Here is a 22669-nt window from a genome sequence, read left to right on the forward strand (position 1 = left end):
GTGAGCGCCGTGGCTCCGTTCCCCGAGCTGCATGGCGAACGCTTCCGCCTGCGTGCTTTCACCGATGCCGACCAGCCGGCGGTCTTCCGCGCGCTGTCGCATCCTGAGGTGATCCGCTACTACGGCGTCTCCTACGCGACGCTGGAGGCCACCCGTGAGCAGATGGAGTGGTTCGAGCGCATCTATAAGGAGGGCAGCGGTATCTGGTGGGCAATCTGTCGACCGGGCGCACCTGGGGAGATCGTCGGCGGATGCGGCTTCAACAAATGGCTGCCGGCCCATCGACGCCTGTCGCTGGGCTACTGGCTATTGCCCGAGTATTGGGGGCAGGGCGTGATGGGCGAATGCCTGCCGCTGATCTTCCGCCACGCCTTCCGTGAAATGAACGTGCACCGCATCGAGGCCGAGGTGGAGCCGGAAAACCTCGCCAGCGGCCGCCTGCTGCTGCGCCAGGGGTTCACGCTGGAAGGCCGGCGCCGCGAGTGCGAGGTGAAGGACGGCGCGTTCCTCAGCCTGGACTACTACGGGTTGCTCGCTCCGGCGGCAGAGTCCCACCCATGAAATCCATCTTCCTGCGCATCTATGGCGGCATGTTGCTGACCCTGGTGCTGGTGGCCGCCCTCGGCGTGCTGACCCTACACCTGGTCAACGAGGTGCGTGGCGAGCGCTACCGCGAGGACCTGGCGCGCGGCACCTTCCGCCTGATGGCCGATGAGCTGCTGCCGATGACGGAGGTGGACCGCAAGCGCTCGCTGATCCAGTGGAGCCGCCTGCTGGGCATTCCGCTGAAGCTGACCAGCCTGGACGGGCTGGGCATGGAAGGGCGCAGCCGGGCGCGGCTGATGAACGATCAGGTGCTGGTGCAGGCCGACGAGCCGCACAGGGTGCGCGTGCTCACCCAGGTCAGTGCGGCGGAGGGGCTGATCCTCACCGGCGAGGTGGAGCAGGTCAGCGAGCAGCTGGCGCGGGCCACCATCTACCTGCTGATGGATGAGCTCAAACGCTACCCGGCCAGCGAGCAGCCTTACCATCTGGCGCGCATCGTCCGCGACAAGCGTTTCGGCTACGAGGTGCACCTGCTGAGCATCAAGGAGGTGGATCTCGACGACGACCAGAGCCGCCGCGTGGAAGAGGGCGATACGGTGATGGCGCTGGGCAAGGAGGGTGACTCCATCCGCGTGCTGGCGGGCATCATCGATACGCCCTGGGTGCTGGAGTTGGGGCCGATCTACCAGATGAACTCCTATCCGCCGCAGTTGCTGTCGATCATCGTGATCGTCGCCCTGAGCCTGATCGGCCTGACCCTGTACCTGCTGATCAGCGGCCTGGAGCAGCGCCTGCGCAGCCTGGAGTCCGCCGCCACGCGCATCGCCCGGGGCAGCCTGGATACCCGCGTGGAGGCGCGCGGCGCCGACTCGGTGGGGCGCCTGGCGGGGGCATTCAACCACATGGCGGAGCAGCTGCAGTTATTGCTGACGATGCAGCGCGAGCTGGTGCGCGCGGTGTCCCACGAGTTGCGCACGCCGGTGGCGCGCCTGCGCTTCGGCCTGGAGATGATCGAGTCGGCGGAGACCGATGCGTCGCGGCGCAAGTACATGGATGGCATGGATGGCGACATCCAGGACCTCGACCAGTTGGTGGACGAGATGCTCACTTACGCGCGCCTGGAGCAGGGCTCGCCGACGCTGAGCTACCAGCACCTGGAGCTGGCCGCGCTGGTGGAGCAGGTGGTGTCGGAAATCGCGCCGTTGCGGCGGGAGATTAGCGTCAGCATCGAGCCGGGGCCGCTGGTGCCGTTTGACCAGGGCAGCTGGGTGGAGGCCGAGCCGCGCTACCTGCACCGCGCGTTGCAGAACCTGCTGACCAATGCCCTGCGCTATGCCGAGAGCCGCGTGCGGGTCAGCTTCCGGGTCAGCGTGGACCGCTGCCAGGTGGATGTCGAGGACGATGGTCCGGGGGTGCCGGAGTCGCAATGGCCGCGCCTGTTCCAGCCATTCTTCCGTGCCGATGACAGCCGCGCGCGGGTCACGGGTGGGCATGGGTTGGGGTTGTCGATCGTGCGGCGGATCGTCCATTGGCATGGTGGGCGGGCGTCGATCGCCCGTAGCGAGAGCCTGGGCGGCGCCTGCTTCACGCTGGTCTGGCCGCGCCGGCAGGCGCCCAAGGTCGAATGAGGCAGGCGCCCAAGGTCGAGTGAGATTCCGGCGGCGCATTCGCAATATTTGACCTTGAAGTCAAAAAGTGCAGAATGCTGCCGGTACCGCCGGCCCTGGTCGGGGGCCATTCCGTTCTGAGCCGCTTTCTCCCTTTCGCTTGAGTTATCCCATGAGGGGTATTGCAGCTTCACGGCTATCGTTATGTAATTTTAGTTATACCGATGGACTGCCGAGGTAACCGGCAGCTCCGCCAGTCCCCATCTCGAAGCCTTGATAACAACAACCCACTGGAGCATCACGATGAAACACTGCTTCGCTCGTCTTTCCCTGCTGGTCGCTTCCTGCTTCGCCCTGCATTCGGCCCTGGCCGATGAGGTTCAGGTCGCCGTCGCCACCAACTTCACCGCGCCGCTCCAGGCGATCGCCAAGGACTTCGAGAAGGACACCGGCCACAAGCTGGTCGCCGCCTACGGCGCCACCGGCCAGTTCTACACCCAGATCAAGAATGGCGCGCCGTTCGAGGTGTTCCTCTCCGCCGACGACAGCACGCCGAAGAAACTCGAAGCGGAGAAGGAGACCGTACCGGGGTCGCGCTTCACCTACGCCATCGGCACCCTGGCGCTGTGGTCGCCGAAGGACGGCTACGTCGACGCCAAGGGCGAGGTGCTGAAGAAGGATGAGTTCAAGCACCTGTCCATCGCCAACCCGAAAGCCGCGCCCTACGGCCTGGCCGCCACCCAGGTGCTGGACAAGATGAATCTTACGGACAAGGTCGCCGGCAAGATCGTCGAAGGCCAGAACATCGCCCAGGTATTCCAGTTCGTTTCCACCGGCAATGCCGAACTGGGCTTCGTGGCGTTGTCGCAGATCTACAAGGATGGCAAGGTGACGGGTGGTTCCGCGTGGATCGTGCCGGCCGACCTGCATGACCCGATCCGCCAGGACGCGGTGATCCTCAACAAGGGCAAGGACAGTGCCGCCGCCAAGGCGCTGGTCGAGTACCTGAAGGGCCCGAAAGCCGCCGCGGTGATCAAGTCCTACGGCTACGAAATCTGATTCTCGAACAGGCAAGGAAGAGCGATGCCCCTTACGCAGGAGGATTTCCAGGCCATCCGGCTCACCCTCGAGCTGGCGGCCCTGAGTACGGCAATTCTCCTGCTGATCGGCACGCCCATCGCCTGGTGGCTGGCGCGCACCCGTTCCTGGCTGAAAGGTCCGCTGGGGGCGGTGGTGGCGCTGCCGCTGGTGCTGCCGCCGACGGTGATCGGCTTCTACCTGCTGATCACTCTGGGCCCCAACGGCTTCATTGGGCAGTTCACCGAGAGCCTGGGGCTGGGGCGGCTACCCTTTACCTTCGCCGGCCTCGTGGTGGGCTCGGTGTTCTATTCGCTGCCCTTCGTGGTGCAGCCGTTGCAGAACGCCTTCGAGGCGATCGGCGACAGACCGCTGGAGGCCGCCGCGACGCTGCGGGCGAGCCCTCTTGATACCTTCTTCTCCGTGGTCCTGCCGCTGGCGCGGCCGGGCTTTATCACTGCCAGCATCCTCGGCTTCGCCCACACCGTCGGCGAGTTCGGCGTGGTGCTGATGATCGGCGGCAACATTCCGGGCAAGACCCGCGTGGTGTCGGTGCAGATCTTCGATCACGTCGAGGCCATGGAGTATGCCCAGGCACACTGGCTGGCCGGTGGCATGGTGGTGTTCTCCTTCCTCGTCCTGCTGGCGCTCTATGCGAGCCGCCGCAGCCGTTCGGCCTGGGCGTGAGGTGGGCATGAACGACGCTGCCGGGGTGCGCGCCATCGAAGCGCGATTCCAGATCGCCTACTCGGGCTTCAGCCTGGAGGTGGACCTGAGATTGCCGGGGCGCGGCGTCACCGCGCTGTTCGGCCATTCCGGCTCCGGCAAGACCACCTGCCTGCGCTGCGTGGCGGGACTGGAGCGGGCGCCGCTCGGGCGGCTGGTGGTGAACGGGGAGGTCTGGCAGGACAGCGCCACGGGCGTGTTCCTGCCGCCGCACAAGCGCGCGCTGGGCTATGTGTTCCAGGACGCCAACCTGTTCGAGCACCTCTCGGTGCGGCGCAATCTCACCTACGGCATGCAGCGCGTGCCGCGTGACCAGCACCGGGTGGCGCTGGAGCAGGCCACCGAGCTGCTGGGCATCGGCCACCTGCTGGAACGCATGCCAGCGAACCTCTCCGGTGGCGAGCGGCAGCGCGTCGGCATGGCCCGCGCCCTGCTGACCAGCCCGCGCCTGTTGCTGATGGACGAGCCGCTGGCGGCGCTGGACCTCAAGCGCAAGGCGGAAATCCTTCCGTACCTGGAGCGCCTGCACGACGAGCTGGATATCCCGATCCTCTACGTCAGCCACTCGCCGGACGAAGTGGCGCGGCTGGCCGATCACCTGGTGCTGCTGGACCAGGGCAGGGCGATTGCCAGCGGGCCGGTGGCCCAGACCCTGGCGCGCACCGACCTGCCGATTTCGCACCTGGAGGACGCCGGGGTGGTGATCGATGGGCAGGTTCTGGGGCATAACGCTGATTACGGCCTGCTGACCCTGGCGCTGCCCCACTGCGAGCAGCGCATCCGCCTGGCCCATGCGCCGATGGAAAAGGGCAGGGCGCTGCGGATCAAGGTGCAGGCGCGGGATGTCAGCCTGAGCCTGGAGCCGGCGGCGCACAGCAGCATCCTCAACGTGCTGCCGGCGACGGTGGTGGAAATGGTGCCCACGGACAATCCGGCGCACCTGCTGGTGAAGCTGGACGTGGCCGGCACGCCGCTGCTGGCGAGGATCACCCGCTACTCCTTCGACCAGCTCGGCCTGCACGCCGGGCAGGCTGTATGGGCGCAGATCAAGTCGGTGGCCCTGCTGGCCTGATCCCCGCGCCGGGGCTGTTCTTTGTAGGAGAACTCCGTGTACGTCAGACGTCTGCGGGAATCGCCACCAGACTGAGCAGACGATCGCCGAGCAGGCTGAATTGCCCGTCGATTTCCTTGCCGTGATGCCATTCTGCCGAGAGGTCGGTGAGCAAGCGCAGGCGGGCTTGGCCGCCGGCTGACCACTGGATCAGTTCGGCGTGCTGGAAGTAGAAGCGCTGGCGCACCAGGGGGAAGAGCGCCTTGAACAGGCTTTCCTTGAGCGAGAAGGTGAGGGTGACCTGCAGTGCGGCCTGCCCCGGATCGAGTCGCGACAGTTCGTCCGGGGTGAGGATTTCACCGGCCAGGCGTTGGGCGCGGGCGCTGTCGAGTCGGCTTTCCACGTCCAGCCCCAGGCCGCGCCAGGCATGGGTGCGGGCGACCACCGCCGCCGCCCAGCCATCGCCGTGGGTGATCGAGCCGCAGAAGCCTTGTGGCCAGACCGGCGCGCGCTCTTCATCGGTGTCGGGCGCCACGGCCCCGCCACCGCTGGCCTGTAGCGCCGCGCGGGCGCAGAGGCGGCCGGCGAGGTATTCGGCCTGGCGTTTGGCGACGGCGCGCTGGATGTTCGCAGGGGCCGGCACCTGGCTGGCCAGGAAATCATCGGGGAGCAGTTGGGTGCGATCGAAGTGGGTGCTGCGCATCTGGCAGCCGGCCAGCGGGGTGGGCAGCGGCCAGTCGGCGGAGAGCGGGGTGCAGAAGGCGGGCAGGGTGGTCATGGGGAGCATTCTGCCGCGCCGGAACGTGGCTCACCAGTCACGCGGCGATTACATTCCTTTGCAAACCTTCACCAAAGGCGTACGGATTCATTGGCCCGGCTTTGCCAAACTGCCCGCCGCGTTTCCCAATGGGGACGCAGGTGAGGTTGTTGTCGGGGCGCCGCCAAGGCGGGCTCCGACCTTTACACTTGATTGAGTGCGGGAGCCCCCAGGGGCTCCCGTTTTTTTTGTGCCGCGCTTTTGTTGGCAGAGAGTCCTCAGGACTTCTCGTCGAAGATTTCCTTGAAGAACGCCTGCAGGTCCGCCCAGGATTTCTGGTCGGCGGTCTTGTCGTAGCCCACGTCGAGGCCGTGGCCCTTGTGCTTGTCGGCATCCGGGTTGGTGAAGCTGTGCTTGGCGCCCGGCTGCACCACCAGTTTGTAGTCGACCTTGGCGTTGTCCATTTCGGTCTTGAAGGCGGCCACGCTTTCGGACGTCACCAGGGTGTCGGCGTCGCCGTGTTCGACCAGTATCTTCGCCTTCACCGCGCCCGGTTGCGCCGGCGTGTCGGTCGCCAGCACGCCGTGGAAGCTCGCCACGCCGGCCAGCGGCAGGCCGGCTCGGGCCATGTTCAGCACCACGCCGCCGCCGAAGCAGTAGCCGATCGCGGCAATCTTGCTCGGGTCGGTCTGCGGCTGCTTCTTCAGCAGGTCGAGGCCGGCCTGGAAGCGCGCCTTGGCGGCGTCGGCGTTCTTCGTCGCTTCGGCCATGAAGGCCTTGGCGTCGTTGGGGTGCTCGGTGTGCTTGCCGCCGCCGTACATGTCGATGGCCAGGGCGCTGTAGCCCAGCGCGGCGAGGTCGCGTGCGCGGCGCTTGGCGTAGTCGTTGAGCCCCCACCATTCGTGCACCACCACTACCCCGGGGCGAATGCCGGACTTGGCGTCGTCGTAGGCGAAGTAGCCGATCATTTTGGTGCCGTCGGCGGACTGGTAGGGGATTTCCTGGGTCTTGATCGCGGCGCCAGCGCTGGCGGCGAAGGCGAACAGCAGCAGGGCGGTGAGCAGGCGCATGGGACTCTCCGTGACGGTGGCCGAAGGCAACCTTGAGAAGATAGCCGCTTCTGCGACAAGTGCCCGCCGGCGCGGCTACGACCGCTCAAGCTCGCGGCGATGGGTGAAATGTAGGGCAGCCTCGACTACCCTTGGCGCCATTCCCCCGAGCCCGGAAAGCGATTGGCTGATGCTGGATCTCAGTACCTGGAACCTGACCATTCCCCAGCGCGGCCCGGCCGCGACCATTTCCACCGCTACGCTGAACCGCGATTACCAGAGTCCCTACTTCCAGCGCAGCGTCAATGGCGTGGAGTTCTGGGTGCCAGTCAATGGCGCGCACACCAATGGCACCGAGTATCCACGGACCGAGCTGCGCGAGACGTCGCCCAATGGTGCGCTGTCGTTCTGGCGCTATCCGAAGGCCGACAACAACCTGCTGGTGGCTACCCTGAGGGTCGACGCGGTGCCGTCGTCCCGGCGCATGGTGATCGGGCAGATCCACAGCAATGGCAGCGGCAGTGCCGAAGCGCTGCCGCTGGTGAAGCTGGTCTACCAGCAGCGCCTGAACCTGGGGCGCGTGCAGGCGCTGGTGCGTGAACATCCCGATGATGTCTCCACCCGCACCTACACCGTGTACGAAGGCATCCCCCTGGGCGAAGCGTTCAGCTACCGGCTGGGCGTATCGCGCAGCGGCCTGCTGACCGTTCAGGTCAAGGACGGCCAGGTGACCCAGCAACTGGACCCGCAGTGGGCCTTCCAGGGGTTGTACTTCAAGGCCGGGCTCTATCTGCAGGACAATCGCGGCCCCGCGAGCGAAGGTGGCCGGGCCACCTTCAGCAATCTGACCATTTACCACCAATGAGGATGTTTTCCATGGCGTTGCGCAATTCCCTGGCCCTTTCCCTGCTGCTGCCGGCCGTGCTGGCGCAGGCGGCGCCGGGCGACGACTTCGGCGCCTGCCTGGATCGCCTGCAGGGCAAGGCCCAGGCCAGTGGCGTCAGCGCGGCCAGCTACGCGCGCTTCACCCAGGGCCTGCAGGCGGACATGAGTGTGCTGCCGCTGCTCGACGCCCAGCCGGAGTTCACCACGCCGATCTGGGATTACCTGGCGGGACTGGTGGACGAGCAGCGCGTGGCTGACGGCAAGGCGATGATGAGCGAGCACGCCGAGCTGCTGCGCAAGGTCGCCGCGCGCTATCAGGTCGACCCGGCCGCCGTGGTCGCCGTGTGGGGCGTGGAAAGCGATTACGGGCGCATCACCGGCAAGCGGCCGCTGCTGGTCTCGCTATCCACCCTGTCGTGCTACGGGCGTCGGCAGCCGTTCTTCCAGGGCGAGTTCTTTGCCACGCTCAAGCTGCTGCAGCAGGGCGACATCCGCGACAGCGGCATCACCGGTTCCTGGGCTGGCGCCTTCGGCCAGACGCAGTTCATGCCGTCGACCTACGCGCGCATCGCCGAGGACTTCGACGGCGATGGCCATCGCGACCTGGTGGGCAGCACCGCCGATGCCCTGGCGTCCACCGCCAACTACCTGCGCAAGGCGGGCTGGCGCGAAGGCCAGCCCTGGGGCTACGAGGTGAAACTGCCGGCCGGTTTCGATCCCGCGCTGGCCGGGCGTACCAAGCGCCGGGCGATCTCCGACTGGACCGCGCGCGGTGTGCAGCGCATCGATGGCAAACCGATACCGAGCCTGGATTCCAAGGCCGCCATCCTGCTGCCGGCGGGCGCCAACGGGCCGGCCTTCCTGGTGCTGCGCAACTACGACGCGATCTACTCCTACAACGCGGCGGAGAGCTATGCGCTGGCCATTTCCCTGTTGTCCGACCGCCTGCGCGGCGAGCCGGGGCTGCGTACCGCCTGGCCGACCGATGACCCGGGCCTGAGCCGGGTGCAGCGCAAGGAGCTGCAGGAGTTGTTGCAGCAGCGCGGCTACGACATCGGCAAGGCCGACGGCATGATCGGCGACGTGACGCGCCGGGCGATCCAGGAGGAGCAGCGCAAGCGTGGCATCAGCCCGGCGGACGGGCGCGCGGGGCAGAAGATTCTCAAGGCGTTGCAGGGCGGGTAATAGGCGCAGTCTCTACGTCCGTGACAGCAGAGGCCCCGGCATATGCCGGGGCTTCTGTTTTTGTAGGAGCAGTTGTCTTCATCCGGGCAGCCCTGTGCTGTGCTTTCCCCCCTCACCCCCGCCCTCTCCCTCAGGGAGAGGGAGCCGTCCGTGCCGGCTGAGACCGAGATTTCCTCCTGCGCCGAACGGTCCCCTCTCCCCCTGGGAGAGGGTTAGGGTGAGGGCTGCCCCAAGCGCAGATGTATCTCGTAGGAGCGGACTTTGTCCGCGATTCAGCCTCGCGTGAGATTCATCGCGGACGGAGTCCGCTCCTACGAAAGCCGTCCCGTGCCTGGCAGGAATCACACCCACGCCTGCCCACCTCACTCCCACCCCTTCACCCCGCTCATGTCCGGCAGGTGGTGGGCGATGCCCTTGTGGCAGTCGATGCAGGTGGCCCCGCCGGAGGCCAGCGCGGTGGAGTGCATCTGCCGGGCGCGCTGGCTCTGGCGGGTGAAGTCCATGGACTCGAAGTTGTGGCAGTTGCGGCACTCCAGCGAGTCGTTGGCCTTGAGCCGCGCCCATTCGTGCTCCGCCAGCTCCCGACGGTGGTCGAGGAATTTTTCCCGTGTGTTGATGGTGCCGAAGATCTTGCCCCAGACCTCCTTGGAGGCCTGCATCTTGCGCGCGATCTTGTCGGTCCACTTGTGCGGCACGTGGCAGTCGGGACAGGTGGCGCGCACGCCGGAGCGGTTGCTGTAGTGGATGGTGTCCTTGAGCTCGACGAAGACGTTGTCGCGCATCTCGTGGCAGGAGGTGCAGAAGGCCTCGGTGTTGGTCGCCTCCAGCGCGGTGTTGAAGCCGCCCCAGAAGATGATCCCGGCGATGAACCCGGCCAGGGTCAGGAAGCCCAGGCTGTAGTGCACGCTGGGTCGGCGCAGGACGGTCCAGTACCCCGTGAGCCAGGCGAACAGAGCTTTCATGGCGCCTCCTCAGGGTTTGCCGTTCGCAGCGGCGTCGCGCTGGAGGATCTTGTCGATGTCTTCGAAGGTGTTGCCCACCAGCGGCTTCGCATCCGTCTGCGGGACGTGGCACTGCACGCAGAAGTAGCGCCGTGGGGCGACGGCGGCCAGCGGCTGGCCGTCGCGGTCCATGTAATGGGTGATGCTGATCATCGGCGCCTGGACCCGCGCGCTGTTGGAACGGCTGTGGCAGGACAGGCACTTGTTGCTGTTGGTGTCGATGCGGTAGCCGGTGATGGTGTGCGGGATGGTGGGCGGCTGCTCGGGGTAGTTGCGCTCTCGGCGGATGTCCTTGTTCTCGTCGTTGGCCAGCGGCGGTGCGGGGCGGTCCTGGGAGATGGTGCCGCCGGGGCGGCGGCCGTCCGGGGCCGGGGCGTCCAGCGGGTAGTTCAGGTCGGCGGCCAGTGCGGGCAGGCCGGTCAGCAACAGGAGCAGGGCGGGCAGTATCGATTTCATCGCGCGTTCCTCAGGCCAGGCTGACCAGTTCGATGCGCACCGCGCATTTCTTGTAGTCGGTCTGCTTGGAGATCGGGTCGGTGGCGTCCAGCGTGACCTTGTTGATCAGCTTGTTGGCATCGAAGAAGGGCACGAATACCAATCCCTGCGGCGGCTTGTTGCGTCCGCGCGTCTCGATGCGCGCGCGGATTTCGCCGCGCCGGCTGATCACCTTCACTTCGCTGCCGCGGCGCATCTTCAGCTCGCGGGCATCGTCGGGGTGCATGTACACCACGGCGTCGGGCACCGCTTTGTACAGCTCCGGCACGCGCTGGGTCATGGAGCCGGTGTGCCAGTGTTCGAGCACGCGGCCGGTGGCGAGCCAGAACGGGTACTCCTTGTCCGGCGCCTCCGCCGGCGGCTCGTAGGGCAGGGCGAAGATGATCGCCTTCTTGTCCGGGTAGCCGTAGAACTGCAGGCCACTGCCCTTGGCCACGTAGGGGTCGTAGCCCTCGCGGTAGCGCCAGCGGGTTTCCTTGCCGTCCACCACCGGCCAGCGCAGGCCGCGCGCCTCGTGGTAGGCATCGAAGGGCGCGAGGTCGTGGCCGTGGCCGCGGCCGAAGGCGGCGTATTCCTCGAACAGGCCCTTCTGGATGTAGAAGCCGAAGGCCTTGGCTTCGTCGTTCTCGAAGCCCTTGGCGATCTGCTCGGTGCCGAAGGCATCCACCTGGCCGTTCTTGTACAGCACCTCGTAGAGCGTCTTGCCCTTGAGCGCCGGCGCCTTGGCCAGCAGCTTGGCGGGCCAGACCTCGTCGGTGGTGAAGCGCTTGGAGAATTCCACCAGTTGCCAGAGGTCGGACTTCGCTTCGCCCGGCGCCTTCACCAGTTGATGCCAGAACTGCGTGCGGCGCTCGGCGTTGCCGTAGGCGCCTTCCTTTTCCACCCACATGGCGCTGGGCAGGATCAGGTCGGCGGCCTGGGCCGAGACGGTGGGGTAGACGTCGGAGACGATCACGAAGTTTTCCGGGTTGCGCCACCCCGGCAGGATCTCCTGCATGATGTTCGGCCCGGCCTGCATGTTGTTGCTGACCTGGGTCCAGTACACGTTGAGCACGCCGTCCTTGAGCATCCGGCTCTGCTGCACGGCGTGGAAGCCGATCTTTTCCTGGATGGTGCCGGCGGGTAGTTTCCAGATCTTCTCGGCGGTCTCGCGGTGCTTGGGATTGGTCACCACCATGTCGGCCGGCAGGCGATGGGCGAAGGTGCCTACCTCGCGCGCGGTGCCGCAGGCCGAGGGCTGGCCGGTGAGGGAGAAGGGGCTGTTGCCCGGCTCGCTGATCTTCCCGGTGAGCAGGTGGATGTTGTAGATCAGGTTGTTCGCCCAGACCCCGCGGGTGTGCTGGTTGAAGCCCATGGTCCAGAACGACATCACCTTGCGCTTCGGGTCGGCGTACATCTCGGCCAGGGCCTTGAGGCGTTCGGCCGGCACCCCGGTTTCCTTGGCGGTGCGCTCCAGGGTGTAGGGTTTGACGAAGGCGGCGAATTCCTCGAAGCCGATGTCGCTCCAGGTGTTGGCCTTGTCTGCGTTCTTCGCCTTCTGCTCCAGCGGATTGTCCGGTCGCAGGCCGTAGCCGATGTCTTCGGCGCCGTGGGCGAAGCGGGTGTACTTGTCGACGAAGTCGCGGTTCACCGCGCCGCTTTCGATGATGTGGTTGGCGATGTAGTTGAGGATGTAGAGGTCGGTCTGCGGCTTGAACACCATGGGGATGTCGGCCAGGTCGAAGCTGCGGTGCTCGAAGGTGGACAGCACCGCGACCTTCACCTGCGGCGCGCTCAGGCGCCGGTCGGTGACCCGCGACCAGAGCACCGGGTGCATCTCGGCCATGTTCGAGCCCCAGAGCACGAAGGTGTCGGTGGCCTCGATGTCGTCGTAGCAGCCCATCGGCTCGTCCATGCCGAAGCTGCGCATGAAGCCCATCACCGCCGAGGCCATGCAGTGCCGCGCATTGGGGTCGATGTTGTTGCTGCGCAGACCGGCCTTGAACAGTTTGTTGGCGGCGTAGCCTTCCCACACCGTCCATTGCCCGGAGCCGAACATGCCCACCGAGCCCGGGCCCTTGGCCTTGAGCGCCGCTTTGAATTTCTCGGCCATGATGTCGAAGGCGGCATCCCAGCTGATCGGCTGGAACTCGCCCTGCTTGTCGAACTTGCCGTCCTTCATGCGCAGCAGCGGGCGGGTCAGGCGGTCGCTGCCGTACATGATTTTCGACAGGAAGTAGCCCTTCACGCAGTTGATCCCGCGGTTGACCTCGGCCTTGATGTCGCCGTGGGTGGCGACCACCTTGCCGTCGCGGGTGGCGACCATCACGCTGCAGCCGGTGCCGCAGAAGCGGCAGGGCGCCTTGTTCCAGTCCAGGCGGGTCATGTCCGCCTCGGTGACCAGGTTGCTGGCGGAGCTCAGGATCGGCAGGCCGGCGGCGGCCGCGGCGATGGCGGCGGCGTTGGCCTTGGCGAACTGGCGGCGGGTCAGGTTCATCGGGCACCTCCGGCCTGGGCGAGAGCGGGTTCGGGGTCGATCTGCGGGTGTTCGGGCGACTCGACGATCTCGTGGTAGATCAGCACCGCGTTGAGCACACCGGGCAGGTTCTGGATGGCATTGAGGTTGTCGAGGATGTTCTGCTCATGTTCGGCTTCGAGCACCACCACCAGCTTGCCCTGGGGGCTTTGCTGGTGGACTTCCAGGTGCGGCAGGCACAGCAGGTTGGCCTTCACCGCTTCCAGCAGTTCAGGGCGCGTGTGCACGATCAGGCTGGCGATCTGGATGCTCTCGGGCATCGTGTTCTCAGGCATGGATGGCCTCACGGTAGAGGTGAATGGCGTTGCCGGGGCAGGGCGCGAGGCATGCGCCGCAGCCAGTGCAGAGTTCGGTGTCGAGGGTGGGCAGGGAGGGGCCGCCGAGCTGCGGGCGGAAGCGGATGGCGCGCGGTTCGCAGGCGTCGTCGCAGCTGCGGCAATGGATGCCTGCCTGGGCCAGGCAGTGCTCGTTGATCCGCGCGCGCCAGGGCAGGGCTTCGCGGCTCAGGTCGAATACAGGGGCCTCGCAGGCACGCGCGCAATCGCCGCACAGGCTGCAGCCGGAATGGCTGAAATCCAGCTGCGGATAGCCGCCGTCGCCCACCCGCAGCACCTGCTCCGGGCAGGCGTCGACGCAGGCGTTGCAGCGGGTGCAGCCTTCAAGGAAATCGCTGGCAGTCCAGGGCGGGCGACGAACATCGGACGCACCACTCAGGCGCCGCAGCAGGGCTCGGCGGGCAAGCACGACGGCGCTCCTACGACGGAGGGCCGGGCGGCCCCGCCACCAGTTGGAACATCCACACGATGAAGCCGTAGCCGCCGACGATGGCCACGGAGAGCAAGGGGAACAGGCAGATCACGAGGAACAGGAACAGCCGGGTTTCCTTGCCTTTTTCCGCATCGGCTCCGGTCTTTTCGATCATGAGGGTCAGCCTCCCGCCAACAATTGGGAGTGAGACTAGTCCCTGGTTTGTGTGTGGGCAAAGTCGTACAGGCGCTGTTCTTTTTTCCTATAGCGCTTTTCGTTCAGCAAAGGTTCAGCAGTTGGACAGGTTGCGTTCAGTGGCCCGCCCTTAACCTGCTCCCCGTCAACCAACTACTGAAGTCCTGACGGGAGAATCCCCATGAAAACCATGAAGAAAATCGCCCTCGCCAGCGCCATCCTCGGTGCCGCTTTCGCCGCCACCGCGGCCAACGCAGCCGACACCTTCGTCGGCATGACCTGGGGCGAAACCAGCAACAACATCCAGAAATCCGATGCGCTGAACCGCAACCTCGGCAACCCGAAGTTCGACAGCGTGATCAACAACAGTGGCACCTGGGGCGTACGCGCCGGCCAACAGATGGAGCAGGGTCGCTACTACATCACCTATGAAAACGTCTCCGACACCGACAGCGGCCTGAAGCTGCGCCAGCAGAACCTGCTCGGCAGTTACGACGCCTTCCTGCCGATCAATGACAGCGGCACCAAGCTGTTCGGCGGTGGCACCCTCGGCCTGGTCAAGCTGGAGCAGGACTCCAAGGGCTACAGCCGCGACAGCGACGTCGGTTACGCCATCGGCGCCCAAGCCGGTATCCTCCAGGAGATCGGCAGGAATGCCTCCGTCGAAGGCGGCTACCGTTACCTGCGTACCAACGCCAGTACCGAGATGAGCCCGCATGGCGGTGGCAAGGTCGGATCGCTGGACCTGCACAGCAGCTCGCAGGTTTACCTGGGGGCCAACTACAAGTTCTGACCGATACTGCAACCGGGCCATGCTGGCCCGGTTGCCTGATTCAGGGAGCACGTGCATGAAATTGCTGGTGGTGGAAGACGAGGCGCTGCTGCGCCATCACCTGTATACCCGGCTCGGCGAACAGGGCCATGTGGTCGACGCCGTCGCCGATGCCGAAGAGGCGCTGTACCGCGCCAACGAATACCACCATGACCTGGCGATGATCGATCTCGGGCTGCCGGGCATGAGTGGCCTGGACCTGATCCGCGAGTTCCGCAGCCAGGGCAAGACCTTCCCCATCCTCATCCTTACCGCGCGCGGCAACTGGCAGGACAAGGTCGAAGGCCTGGCCGCCGGCGCCGACGACTACGTGGTCAAACCCTTCCAGTTCGAGGAGCTGGAAGCGCGCCTGAATGCACTGCTGCGCCGCTCCAGCGGCTTCTCCCAGTCGACCATCGAAGCCGGGCCGCTGGTGCTCGACACCAACCGCAAGCAGGCACTGGTCAGTGGCGAATCGCTGCAACTGACCGCCTTCGAGTACCGCATCCTCGAATACCTCATGCGTCATCACCAGCAGGTGGTGGCCAAGGAGCGGCTGATCGAACAGCTCTACCCGGATGACGAGGAGCGCGACCCGAACGTGATCGAAGTGCTGGTCGGCCGCCTGCGCCGCAAGTTGGAGGGCGCCGCCGGCTTCAAGCCCATCGATACGGTGCGCGGCCAGGGCTACATCTTCAACGAGTTGTGCAAATGATCCGCTCGCTGCGCCTGCGTCTGATGATCGGCGCGGCGACCCTGGCCATCCTGTTCATGGCGGCCTTGCTGCCGGCGTTGCAGCGGGCGTTCAGCATCGCCCTGGAAGACGCCATCCAGCAGCGCCTGGCGGCCGATGTGGCGACGCTGGTGTCGGCCGCGCGCATCGAGGGTGGACGCTTGAGCATGCCGGACCACCTGCCGGTGGAGGACTTCAACCTCCCCGAGTCCAAGCTCCTGGGCTACATCTTCGACCAGAAGGGCCAACTGGTCTGGCGCTCCACCTCGGCGCAGGACGAGAGCATTGATTATTCGCCCAAGTACGACGGCCTGGTCGACGAGTTCACGCGTATCCATGATCGCGTCGGCCAGGCATTCTTCGTCTACGACGTGGAGATCGACCTGCTCGGCGGCAAGCAGGCGGCCTACAGCATCGTCACCATGCAGCCGGAGAGCGACTTCCGCGAGCTGGTGCGGGGCTTCCGCGAACAGCTCTATGTGTGGCTGGGCGGGGCGCTGCTGATATTGCTGGGGATGCTCTGGCTCGGTCTGGGCTGGGGGTTTCGCTCCATGCGCGGGCTGCGCGCCGAACTCGACCAGATCGAGGCGGGCGAGCGCGAGCGGCTGAGCGACGAGCACCCGGACGAAATGCTGCGTCTGACCGGCTCGCTGAACCGTCTGCTCGACAGCGAACGCGCCCAGCGCGAGCGCTACCGCAATTCCCTGGGCGACCTCGCCCACAGCCTGAAGACTCCGCTGGCGGTGCTGCAGGGCGTCAGCGAAAACCTCGCCGCGCAGCCGCAGAACCGCGAACAGGTGCAGGTGCTGCAGACCCAGATCGAACGCATGAGCCAGCAGATCGGCTACCAGTTGCAGCGCGCCAGCCTGCGCAAGAGCGGCCTGATCCGCCACCGCACGGCGCTCGACCCGCTGCTGGACACCCTCGGCGGCGCGCTGGACAAGGTCTACCGCGACAAGCGCGTGCTGCTGGAGCGCGACCTGCCGCCGGGATTCGCCTTGCCGCTGGAGCGGGGCGCTCTGCTGGAAATGCTCGGCAACCTGCTGGAGAACGCCTACCGCCTGTGCCTGACGAAAGTGCGGGTCAGCGCCCGCAAGCAGGGGCGTTTCGTCGAACTCGTCGTCGAGGACGACGGCCCCGGGGTTCCGGCCAGCCAGCGCGAGCGCATCCTCAAGCGCGGCGAACGCCTGGACGCCCAGCATCCCGGCCAGGGCATCGGCACGGCGGTGGTGAAGGACATCATCGACAGCTACGACGGCGAGCTGGCGCTGGAGGATTCCGAGCTGGGCGGGGCGTGTTTCCGGATTCGGCTGCCGGGTTAATCCCTGCCTGCGCTTCCCCCTCACCCCAGCCCTCTCCCTCAGGGAGAGGGAGCCGTCCGTGCCGGCTGACACTACGGTTTCACCCTGCACCGAACAGTCCCCTCTCCCGCTTGCGGGAGAGGGTTAGGGTGAGGGGCCTTCGATCCTATCGAAGTTGGCAGGCACCAGCGGATTTTGTCCGCGATAAGTTTGCTGCGTGCCGGATGCCATCGCGGACTGAGTTCGCTCCTACAGGTTTGCACCGTGCGGCTCCCGTAGGAGCGGACCTTGTCCGCGAAGCTCTTGTGCGGAGGCGGAGGATTTCGCGGATAAGATCCGCTCCTATGAGAGCGTCGTTTGCTGTCCGGCATTGGCGGCGGCGTCTGCAATCGGAGCATCGGCGTATAACCGCGAACGGTTATACGCCCTACGTCATTCTCCCTGCTGCGCCCGGTATGCGCCGGGCGTCAGCCCCGTCCACTTCTTGAACGCCCGATGGAAGGCCGAGGGCTCGGAGAAGCCGAGTTGGTCGGCGATGTCCTGGATCGACAGCTCGGCGCGGCCCAGGTAGTAGATCGCCAGGTCGCGGCGCAGCTGGTCCTTCAATTCCTGGAAGTTCGGCCCTTCCTCGCGCAGATGACGGCGCAGGGTCTGCGGGCTCATGTGCAGTTGCGCGGCGACCTGCTCCAGGTCCGGCCAGTTGCGGCAGTCGCGGCCGAGCAGGCGGCGGATCTGGCTGGTCAGGCTGTCGCCGCCGTCGGGGCGGGCGAGCAGGTCGGCGGGGGAGTCCTTGAGGAAGTGCTTGAGGGTGCGTTCGTCCTGCAGCAGCGGCATGTCCAGGTAGCGCGCCGGCAGCAGCAGGCTGGTGCTGCCGGCGGCGAAGCGGCGCGGGCAGGGGAACAGCAGGTCGTACTCGGCCTGGTGCTCCGGCGCGGGGTAGCTGAAGGTGGCTTCTTCCAGGCGGATGCGCTGGCCGATCAGCCAGCTGGCCAGGCGGTGCCAGATCAGCAGCAGGCTCTCGGCGAGGAAGTGATCGGGGTCGCGCAGGTGGCTCTCGTCCAGGGTCAGGCGTGCCCGGTCGCCCTCGCGCAGCAGATGGATCGCCGGTGCCTCGGGAAACAAGCCGTAGAACAGCGTGCCCCGGCTCAGCGCCTTTTCCAGCGTGCGGCAATGGATGATGGCGTTGCACATCATGGCGAAGGTGCCGCGCTTGCTGGGGCTGCTGCCGAAGCCCATGTACTCGTCGTCCAGCGCCTCCCACAGGCGCTGCATCAGGTGCGTGAACTGGCCGGGGTCGATGCGCGCGCGAGGTTCGTCGAGCACCGCCGGGGCGATGCCGGCGTCGCGCAGCAGGGCGGTAACGTCCAACCCCTGACGCTGCGCGCCCTGCACGGCGGCGCGGACGAAATGGCTGGCGATGGTGCGTTCTCGCATGGGAAGTCCTTGTTGTTCCGTCCGCGCGTCGTTCGTGCGCGCGGTGTGTCCGGCGGCGTTGGGACGCCGGTGCCGGGGTCTACAATTTACGGTACGAAGGTCCTGGCGGATACCCGCCAGAGGGCGGGAAATCCGCCAGTCAGGAGGCGGGTTTCCGCCATTTTTGGCTGCCCATGTGCCTTTCCTTGTCGTGCAAGTTATTGAAATTAAAGGATTAAATTGATTTATAAAGGTCTGGCACAGCACTTGCCATAAGCGTTCAAGGCCTGCCTGTGGGCGAGCCCTGAAAACAAATTCTCCCAGTGCAGGGAGATAACGCGTTCGGTCTTGCGTCCCCTTGCGGATGCATGCCCGTGAGGACAGAGCTGCCATGACCAAGCAACCCTTCTACAAGAGCCTGTACGTGCAGGTACTGATCGCCATCGCCATCGGTATCGCGCTCGGCCACTTCTACCCCGATACCGCCAAACTGATGAAGCCGCTGGGCGATGGCTTCGTCAAACTGATCAAGATGGCCATTGCGCCGATCATCTTCTGCACCGTGGTCACCGGTATCGCCGGCATGCAGAACATGAAGGCCGTGGGCAAGACGGGCGGCATGGCGCTGCTGTACTTCGAAATCGTTTCCACCATTGCACTGATCATCGGCCTGGTCGTGGTCAACGTCGTGCAGCCGGGCGCCGGCATGCACGCCGATGTCGCCACCCTGACCGCCGAAATGAACAAGAACGCGGCGCTGACCGGGTTCATCGCGTCCGGCGAGAAGCAGAGCACCATCGACTTCTTCATGAACGTGATCCCAAGCACCGTGGTCGGCGCCTTCGCCAACGGCGACATCCTGCAGGTGCTGTTCTTCTCGGTGCTGTTCGGCTACGCGCTGCACCGCATGGGTGACTACGGCCGCCCGCTGTTCGAGTTCATCGAGCGCTTCACCCAGGTGATGTTCAACATCATCAACGTGATCATGAAGGTCGCCCCGATCGGTGCCTTCGGTGCCATGGCCTTCACCATCGGCGCCTACGGCCTGGGTTCGCTGGTGCAGCTCGGCCAGTTGATGCTGTGCTTCTACATCACCTGCATCCTCTTCGTGCTGGTGGTGCTCGGCAGCATTGCCCGCTTCCATGGCTTCAGCATCCTGCGCTTCATCTCCTACATCCGCGAGGAGCTGCTGATCGTGCTGGGCACCTCGTCGTCCGAGTCCGCCCTGCCGCGCATGATCGCCAAGATGGAGAAGCTGGGCGCCGAGAAGTCCGTGGTTGGCCTGGTGATTCCAACCGGTTACTCCTTCAACCTGGACGGCACCTCGATCTACCTGACCATGGCCGCCGTGTTCATCGCCCAGGCCACCGATACCCCGATGGACATCAGCCACCAGTTGACCCTGCTGGTGGTGCTGCTGATCGCCTCCAAGGGCGCCGCCGGCGTCACCGGCTCGGGCTTCATCGTGCTGGCCGCGACCCTGTCCGCCGTCGGCCACCTGCCGATCGCAGGCCTGGCGCTGATCCTGGGTATCGACCGCTTCATGTCCGAAGCCCGCGCCCTGACCAACCTGGTGGGTAACGGCGTGGCCACTATCGTGGTTGCCAAGTGGTGCAAGCAGCTCAACGAGAAGACCCTGCACGACGAGCTGGCCGCTGGCCCGAGTGGCTCGGCGGAAGTGCAGCCTTCCCACTGAGTTTGCCCGTGAAAGATTCGGCCCGGTGAACGTGAAGCATCGGAGCCTTTCCAGCCCGCTCTCTTGAGCGGGCTTTTTTATGGGCGGGTGGTTGGGGGCCTTGTAGGAGCGAGCTTGCTCGCGAACGGATTTCCCGGCCGCATTAATGTTGGGCGGTTCGCTACAGGTTCTGGCGTCATGCCGAGGTGTTTTTCCGGTGGGGACGTATTACGCCGCGATGGATTTCGCGGACAAGGTCCGCTCCTACGGGGGCCTCCCCATGCTCTGGCGTTAGTTCTTGAGGATTTCCAGAGAAACATCCGCGCGCGCCGGAGCGCCCCTTCAGGAGGCCGAGCGGAATCGTTGTGGAAGGGGGTGAGCGACATGGATGTTGCGAGAGCCGCGATGGGCCAGGGATGGCCCTTCGCGGCGGGCCCCTGGAGCAATGATGCAGGGAGGGAACCCCGGCGAAGCCGGGGCCGGATGCAGGGGCAAGACCTTTGGTTACTTTCTGTCGTTTGAGAAAGTAACTCGCCCGGGAGGGCGAAACAAAAAGTCCCGGCACACACCGGAGCGGCGCAGAAACGCCCAAACCTAGAAACGGCGGATAACGCCTTAGGCGTTATACGCCCTACGAAAAGAAAGAGCATCGCGGACGGAGTCCGCTCCTACGGGGAGAACGGCGCGGGACCACAAGGCTCAGAGAATGATCTTGTCCTTGAGCTTCTCGGCGGCCTGCTGCAGCGCCTCGATGACCCGCTCCTTGTCGTAGTTCTGCACGTTGTTGGTGTCCAGGTACATGGAGAAGCCCGGCACTTCGTGCTCGATGAAGCTGGGGTTGGAGCCCAGGTCGCGGCGGAAGTCGACCACCTGGTAGATCTGCACCGGTTTGCTGAAGCCCTTCACCGCGATCTGGCCCTTGTCGCGGCACATCAGGATGTCCTTCACCAGCGAGTAGGTCTCGTGGCTGATGAGGATTTCGCCGGCTTCGGCGGCGTTTTCCAGGCGGCTGGCGAGGTTCACTTCGCGGCCGATGATGGTGTAGTCCATGCGCGTGTCGGCGCCGAAGTTGCCCACGGTGCAGTAGCCGGTGTTCAGGCCCATGCGCACTTCCAGCGGCTTGGTGATGCCTTGGGCGCGCCACTGCTGGCGCATGACCTTCATGTGTTTGCGCATGGCGACCGCCATGGATACCGCGGCCGCGGCGTCCTTCCGCGCGCCCTGGGTGGAGGGGTCGCCGAAGAACACCATCACGCAGTCGCCGACGAACTTGTCGATGGTGCCGCCGTACTTGAGGGCGATCTTCGACATTTCGTTGAGGTAGTTGTTGAGCATGTCGGTGAGGGCTTCGGCTTCCAGCTCCTCGGACAGCTCGGTGAAGCCCTTGATGTCGGAGAAGAACACGGTGAGTTTCTTGCGCTGGGTTTCCAGGCGCACGCTCTTCTTGCCGCTGAAGATCGACTCCCACACCTGCGGCGACAGGTATTTGGCCAGGTTGCTGGCCAGCCGCGCGGCTTTCTCCTGTTCCCGGGTGATTTCCGCGCGGGCCACCGCCAGGCGCAGGCCCTGCTGGTGGACGAAGAAGGCGGTGATGCAGATGTACAGGGTGGAGAACAGCACGCTGACCAGCGCCACGAGGGTCGGGGTGGCGCCCTTGTAGGCCGGGGAGAGCAGCGCCGCGGTGAACACCGAGGCACTGAGCATGACCAGCAGGCCCAGGCCGAGGGAGCGCAGGCCGCCGATGATCAGCGAGGAGAAGGCCAGCACCAGCACCAGCATCAGGCTCGGCACTTCCGAGAAGCCCATCAGTGCCGTGGCGGCCCCGGCGTGCAGGGCATCGACGAACATCAGGACCAGGCGTGTGCGCTGCGGGTGGTCGTGCTTGAAGCGACGGTTCAGCTGCTGGGCGAGGTGCGGGTAGAGCAGGGCGTAGGGGACCATCCAGAGGATGTCGTAGCCGAAATACTGGCTGAAGGTGCCGGCGGTGATGGTCGCCGCCGTCGCGACATAGGCCAGCACGCGGGAATGGTATTCGCGCAGGGGGGCGGAGGAGAGCGGTCCGGCGGGGCGCTCGGTAACGATAGGCTTCATGCGCAGGAAAAGTCCCTGGTTAGTGTCGGCGCAATCCAGATTGGCGCCTCCCGCGCGATTGCGGGTGTAGGAATCTTATTCCATGCGCTGCCCGCTGGGCCAGCGGCGGCACGCGACGGCTCGTCGCGCAGCGCCGCTGCCGTATCAGGCCATGCTGCCGTCGGGCCTCTGGTAGATCGAGCGGCGCGGCTGGGCGAAAACCCGGCGCAGCATGGGCTCGAAGAACTCCAGGGGCAGCACTTCGCCGTCCGGATCGAAGGCGGCGGCGTCGTAGCGGGCGCAGAATTCGATGGTCCGGGCGTACTGCGGGTGGTCCTTGAACTGCTCGCGCAGGTGCCGGTCCAGGCCCAGGTGATGGAAGAAGTAGTAACCCTGGAAGATCGCGTGTTTCTCGACCATCCACAGGTTCTCCTCGCTGACGAAGGGCTTGAGGATGGCGGCGGCGATGTCGGCGTGGTTGAACGAGCCCAGGGTATCGCCGATGTCGTGGAGCAGGGCGCAGACCACGTACTCCTCGTCGCGACCGTCGCGGTGGGCCAGGGTGGCGGTCTGCAGCGAGTGGGTCAGGCGGTCCACCGGGAAGCCGCCGAAGTCGCCGTCGAGCAGGCGCAGATGGGCGATGATGCGGTCGGGCAGCAGGGCGGCGTAGTGGGCGAAGTCCTTGGCGATGATCGCCCAGTCTTCAGTGCTGCCGTCTTCCATGTGGGTGAAGCGGGCGCGTGCGTTCATCGGGCTGTGCTCGTGTGATGGTCGGGGAGTGGCACGGCCTTGAGTCTAGAGCCTGCGGGTGGTGGCGCTAGTGGCCGGAC

The 22669-nt window shown here is 65.7% G+C and carries 22 protein-coding genes; 11 read left to right on the forward strand and 11 right to left on the reverse strand.

Features of this window, described 5'->3' with window-relative positions:
• From ACNFBT_RS23875 to modC, 5 genes are all read left to right on the forward strand, one after another.
• Positions 1-561, forward strand: a complete 561-nt coding sequence (locus tag ACNFBT_RS23875) for a GNAT family N-acetyltransferase (protein ID WP_416753189.1) — start codon at positions 1-3, stop codon at positions 559-561.
• Positions 558-2174, forward strand: a complete 1617-nt coding sequence (locus tag ACNFBT_RS23880) for an ATP-binding protein (protein WP_416753190.1) — start codon at positions 558-560, stop codon at positions 2172-2174. Before ACNFBT_RS23875 ends, ACNFBT_RS23880 begins: the two co-directional genes overlap by 4 nt.
• Before the next feature lie 282 nt (positions 2175-2456).
• On the forward strand, positions 2457-3212 hold the full coding sequence (gene modA / locus ACNFBT_RS23885) for a molybdate ABC transporter substrate-binding protein (protein WP_416753191.1): 756 nt from the start codon (positions 2457-2459) through the stop codon (positions 3210-3212).
• A 24-nt stretch (positions 3213-3236) separates the two neighbouring features.
• The gene (modB, locus tag ACNFBT_RS23890; protein ID WP_416753192.1) at positions 3237-3917 is read left to right on the forward strand and encodes a molybdate ABC transporter permease subunit; all 681 of its coding nucleotides are present in this window, start codon (positions 3237-3239) and stop codon (positions 3915-3917) included.
• A gap of 7 nt (positions 3918-3924) precedes the next feature.
• Positions 3925-5028, forward strand: a complete 1104-nt coding sequence (modC, locus tag ACNFBT_RS23895; protein WP_416753193.1) for a molybdenum ABC transporter ATP-binding protein — start codon at positions 3925-3927, stop codon at positions 5026-5028.
• Between the two features lie 43 nt (positions 5029-5071).
• Here modC and ACNFBT_RS23900 read toward each other — a convergent pair whose 3' ends face one another.
• Together ACNFBT_RS23900 and ACNFBT_RS23905 are read right to left on the reverse strand one after the other, a co-directional pair.
• Positions 5072-5785, reverse strand: a complete 714-nt coding sequence (locus tag ACNFBT_RS23900; RefSeq protein WP_416753194.1) for a 4'-phosphopantetheinyl transferase family protein — start codon at positions 5783-5785, stop codon at positions 5072-5074.
• Positions 5786-6042: 257 nt separating this feature from the next.
• Positions 6043-6834 carry a dienelactone hydrolase family protein gene (locus ACNFBT_RS23905; RefSeq protein WP_416753195.1) on the reverse strand — a complete coding sequence of 264 codons (792 nt, stop codon included), beginning with the start codon at positions 6832-6834 and terminating at the stop codon, positions 6043-6045.
• A 169-nt stretch (positions 6835-7003) separates the two neighbouring features.
• Between ACNFBT_RS23905 and ACNFBT_RS23910 the strand changes: the two genes are divergently transcribed.
• Both ACNFBT_RS23910 and ACNFBT_RS23915 read left to right on the forward strand, forming a co-directional pair.
• Positions 7004-7678 (forward strand): polysaccharide lyase family 7 protein, encoded by a 675-nt coding sequence (locus tag ACNFBT_RS23910; protein WP_416753196.1) that lies wholly within the window; start codon positions 7004-7006, stop codon positions 7676-7678.
• Positions 7679-7689: 11 nt separating this feature from the next.
• Entirely contained in the window at positions 7690-8883 is a 1194-nt protein-coding gene (locus tag ACNFBT_RS23915) for a lytic murein transglycosylase (protein ID WP_416753197.1), read from the forward strand.
• Positions 8884-9245: 362 nt separating this feature from the next.
• Here the strand turns inward: ACNFBT_RS23915 and ACNFBT_RS23920 are convergent, their stop codons facing one another.
• Genes ACNFBT_RS23920 through napE form a run of 6 tightly spaced genes read right to left on the reverse strand, consistent with a single transcriptional unit; the run spans position 9246 to position 13816 of the window.
• A complete protein-coding gene (locus tag ACNFBT_RS23920; protein ID WP_207887001.1) occupies positions 9246-9845 on the reverse strand; it encodes a cytochrome c3 family protein in 600 nt (199 codons plus the stop codon).
• Between the two features lie 9 nt (positions 9846-9854).
• A complete protein-coding gene (locus tag ACNFBT_RS23925; protein WP_416753198.1) occupies positions 9855-10340 on the reverse strand; it encodes a nitrate reductase cytochrome c-type subunit in 486 nt (161 codons plus the stop codon).
• Positions 10341-10350: 10 nt separating this feature from the next.
• Entirely contained in the window at positions 10351-12855 is a 2505-nt protein-coding gene (gene napA / locus ACNFBT_RS23930; protein ID WP_416753199.1) for a nitrate reductase catalytic subunit NapA, read from the reverse strand.
• Positions 12852-13154 carry a chaperone NapD gene (locus tag ACNFBT_RS23935; protein WP_416753239.1) on the reverse strand — a complete coding sequence of 101 codons (303 nt, stop codon included), beginning with the start codon at positions 13152-13154 and terminating at the stop codon, positions 12852-12854. Before ACNFBT_RS23935 ends, napA begins: the two co-directional genes overlap by 4 nt.
• A gap of 7 nt (positions 13155-13161) precedes the next feature.
• On the reverse strand, positions 13162-13638 hold the full coding sequence (gene napF / locus ACNFBT_RS23940; protein WP_416753200.1) for a ferredoxin-type protein NapF: 477 nt from the start codon (positions 13636-13638) through the stop codon (positions 13162-13164).
• Positions 13639-13648: 10 nt separating this feature from the next.
• On the reverse strand, positions 13649-13816 hold the full coding sequence (gene napE / locus ACNFBT_RS23945) for a periplasmic nitrate reductase, NapE protein (protein WP_416753201.1): 168 nt from the start codon (positions 13814-13816) through the stop codon (positions 13649-13651).
• 201 nt (positions 13817-14017) lie between these two features.
• Here napE and ACNFBT_RS23950 point away from each other — a divergent pair, with 201 nt between their 5' ends.
• Genes ACNFBT_RS23950 through ACNFBT_RS23960 form a run of 3 tightly spaced genes read left to right on the forward strand, consistent with a single transcriptional unit; the run spans position 14018 to position 16702 of the window.
• Positions 14018-14629 carry a hypothetical protein gene (locus tag ACNFBT_RS23950; protein ID WP_416753202.1) on the forward strand — a complete coding sequence of 204 codons (612 nt, stop codon included), beginning with the start codon at positions 14018-14020 and terminating at the stop codon, positions 14627-14629.
• Positions 14630-14684: 55 nt separating this feature from the next.
• Entirely contained in the window at positions 14685-15362 is a 678-nt protein-coding gene (locus tag ACNFBT_RS23955) for a response regulator (RefSeq protein ID WP_416753203.1), read from the forward strand.
• Positions 15359-16702: an ATP-binding protein gene (locus ACNFBT_RS23960; protein WP_416753204.1), complete on the forward strand. Its 1344-nt coding sequence runs from the start codon at positions 15359-15361 to the stop codon at positions 16700-16702. Before ACNFBT_RS23955 ends, ACNFBT_RS23960 begins: the two co-directional genes overlap by 4 nt.
• 411 nt (positions 16703-17113) lie before the next feature.
• On the opposite strand, the gene ACNFBT_RS23965 is transcribed toward ACNFBT_RS23960, so the two are convergent.
• Positions 17114-18115 (reverse strand): AraC family transcriptional regulator, encoded by a 1002-nt coding sequence (locus tag ACNFBT_RS23965; protein ID WP_416753205.1) that lies wholly within the window; start codon positions 18113-18115, stop codon positions 17114-17116.
• A gap of 370 nt (positions 18116-18485) precedes the next feature.
• Between ACNFBT_RS23965 and ACNFBT_RS23970 the strand changes: the two genes are divergently transcribed.
• Positions 18486-19790, forward strand: a complete 1305-nt coding sequence (locus ACNFBT_RS23970; protein ID WP_416753206.1) for a dicarboxylate/amino acid:cation symporter — start codon at positions 18486-18488, stop codon at positions 19788-19790.
• A gap of 678 nt (positions 19791-20468) precedes the next feature.
• Here the strand turns inward: ACNFBT_RS23970 and ACNFBT_RS23975 are convergent.
• Both ACNFBT_RS23975 and ACNFBT_RS23980 read right to left on the reverse strand, forming a co-directional pair.
• Positions 20469-21860, reverse strand: a complete 1392-nt coding sequence (locus tag ACNFBT_RS23975) for an adenylate/guanylate cyclase domain-containing protein (protein WP_416753207.1) — start codon at positions 21858-21860, stop codon at positions 20469-20471.
• Between the two features lie 144 nt (positions 21861-22004).
• On the reverse strand, positions 22005-22589 hold the full coding sequence (locus tag ACNFBT_RS23980) for an HD domain-containing protein (protein ID WP_416753208.1): 585 nt from the start codon (positions 22587-22589) through the stop codon (positions 22005-22007).
• Positions 22590-22669 lie beyond the last annotated feature (80 nt).

The sequence above is a fragment of the Pseudomonas sp. NY15181 genome, assembly GCF_048068055.1.
GTDB lineage: Bacteria > Pseudomonadota > Gammaproteobacteria > Pseudomonadales > Pseudomonadaceae > Pseudomonas.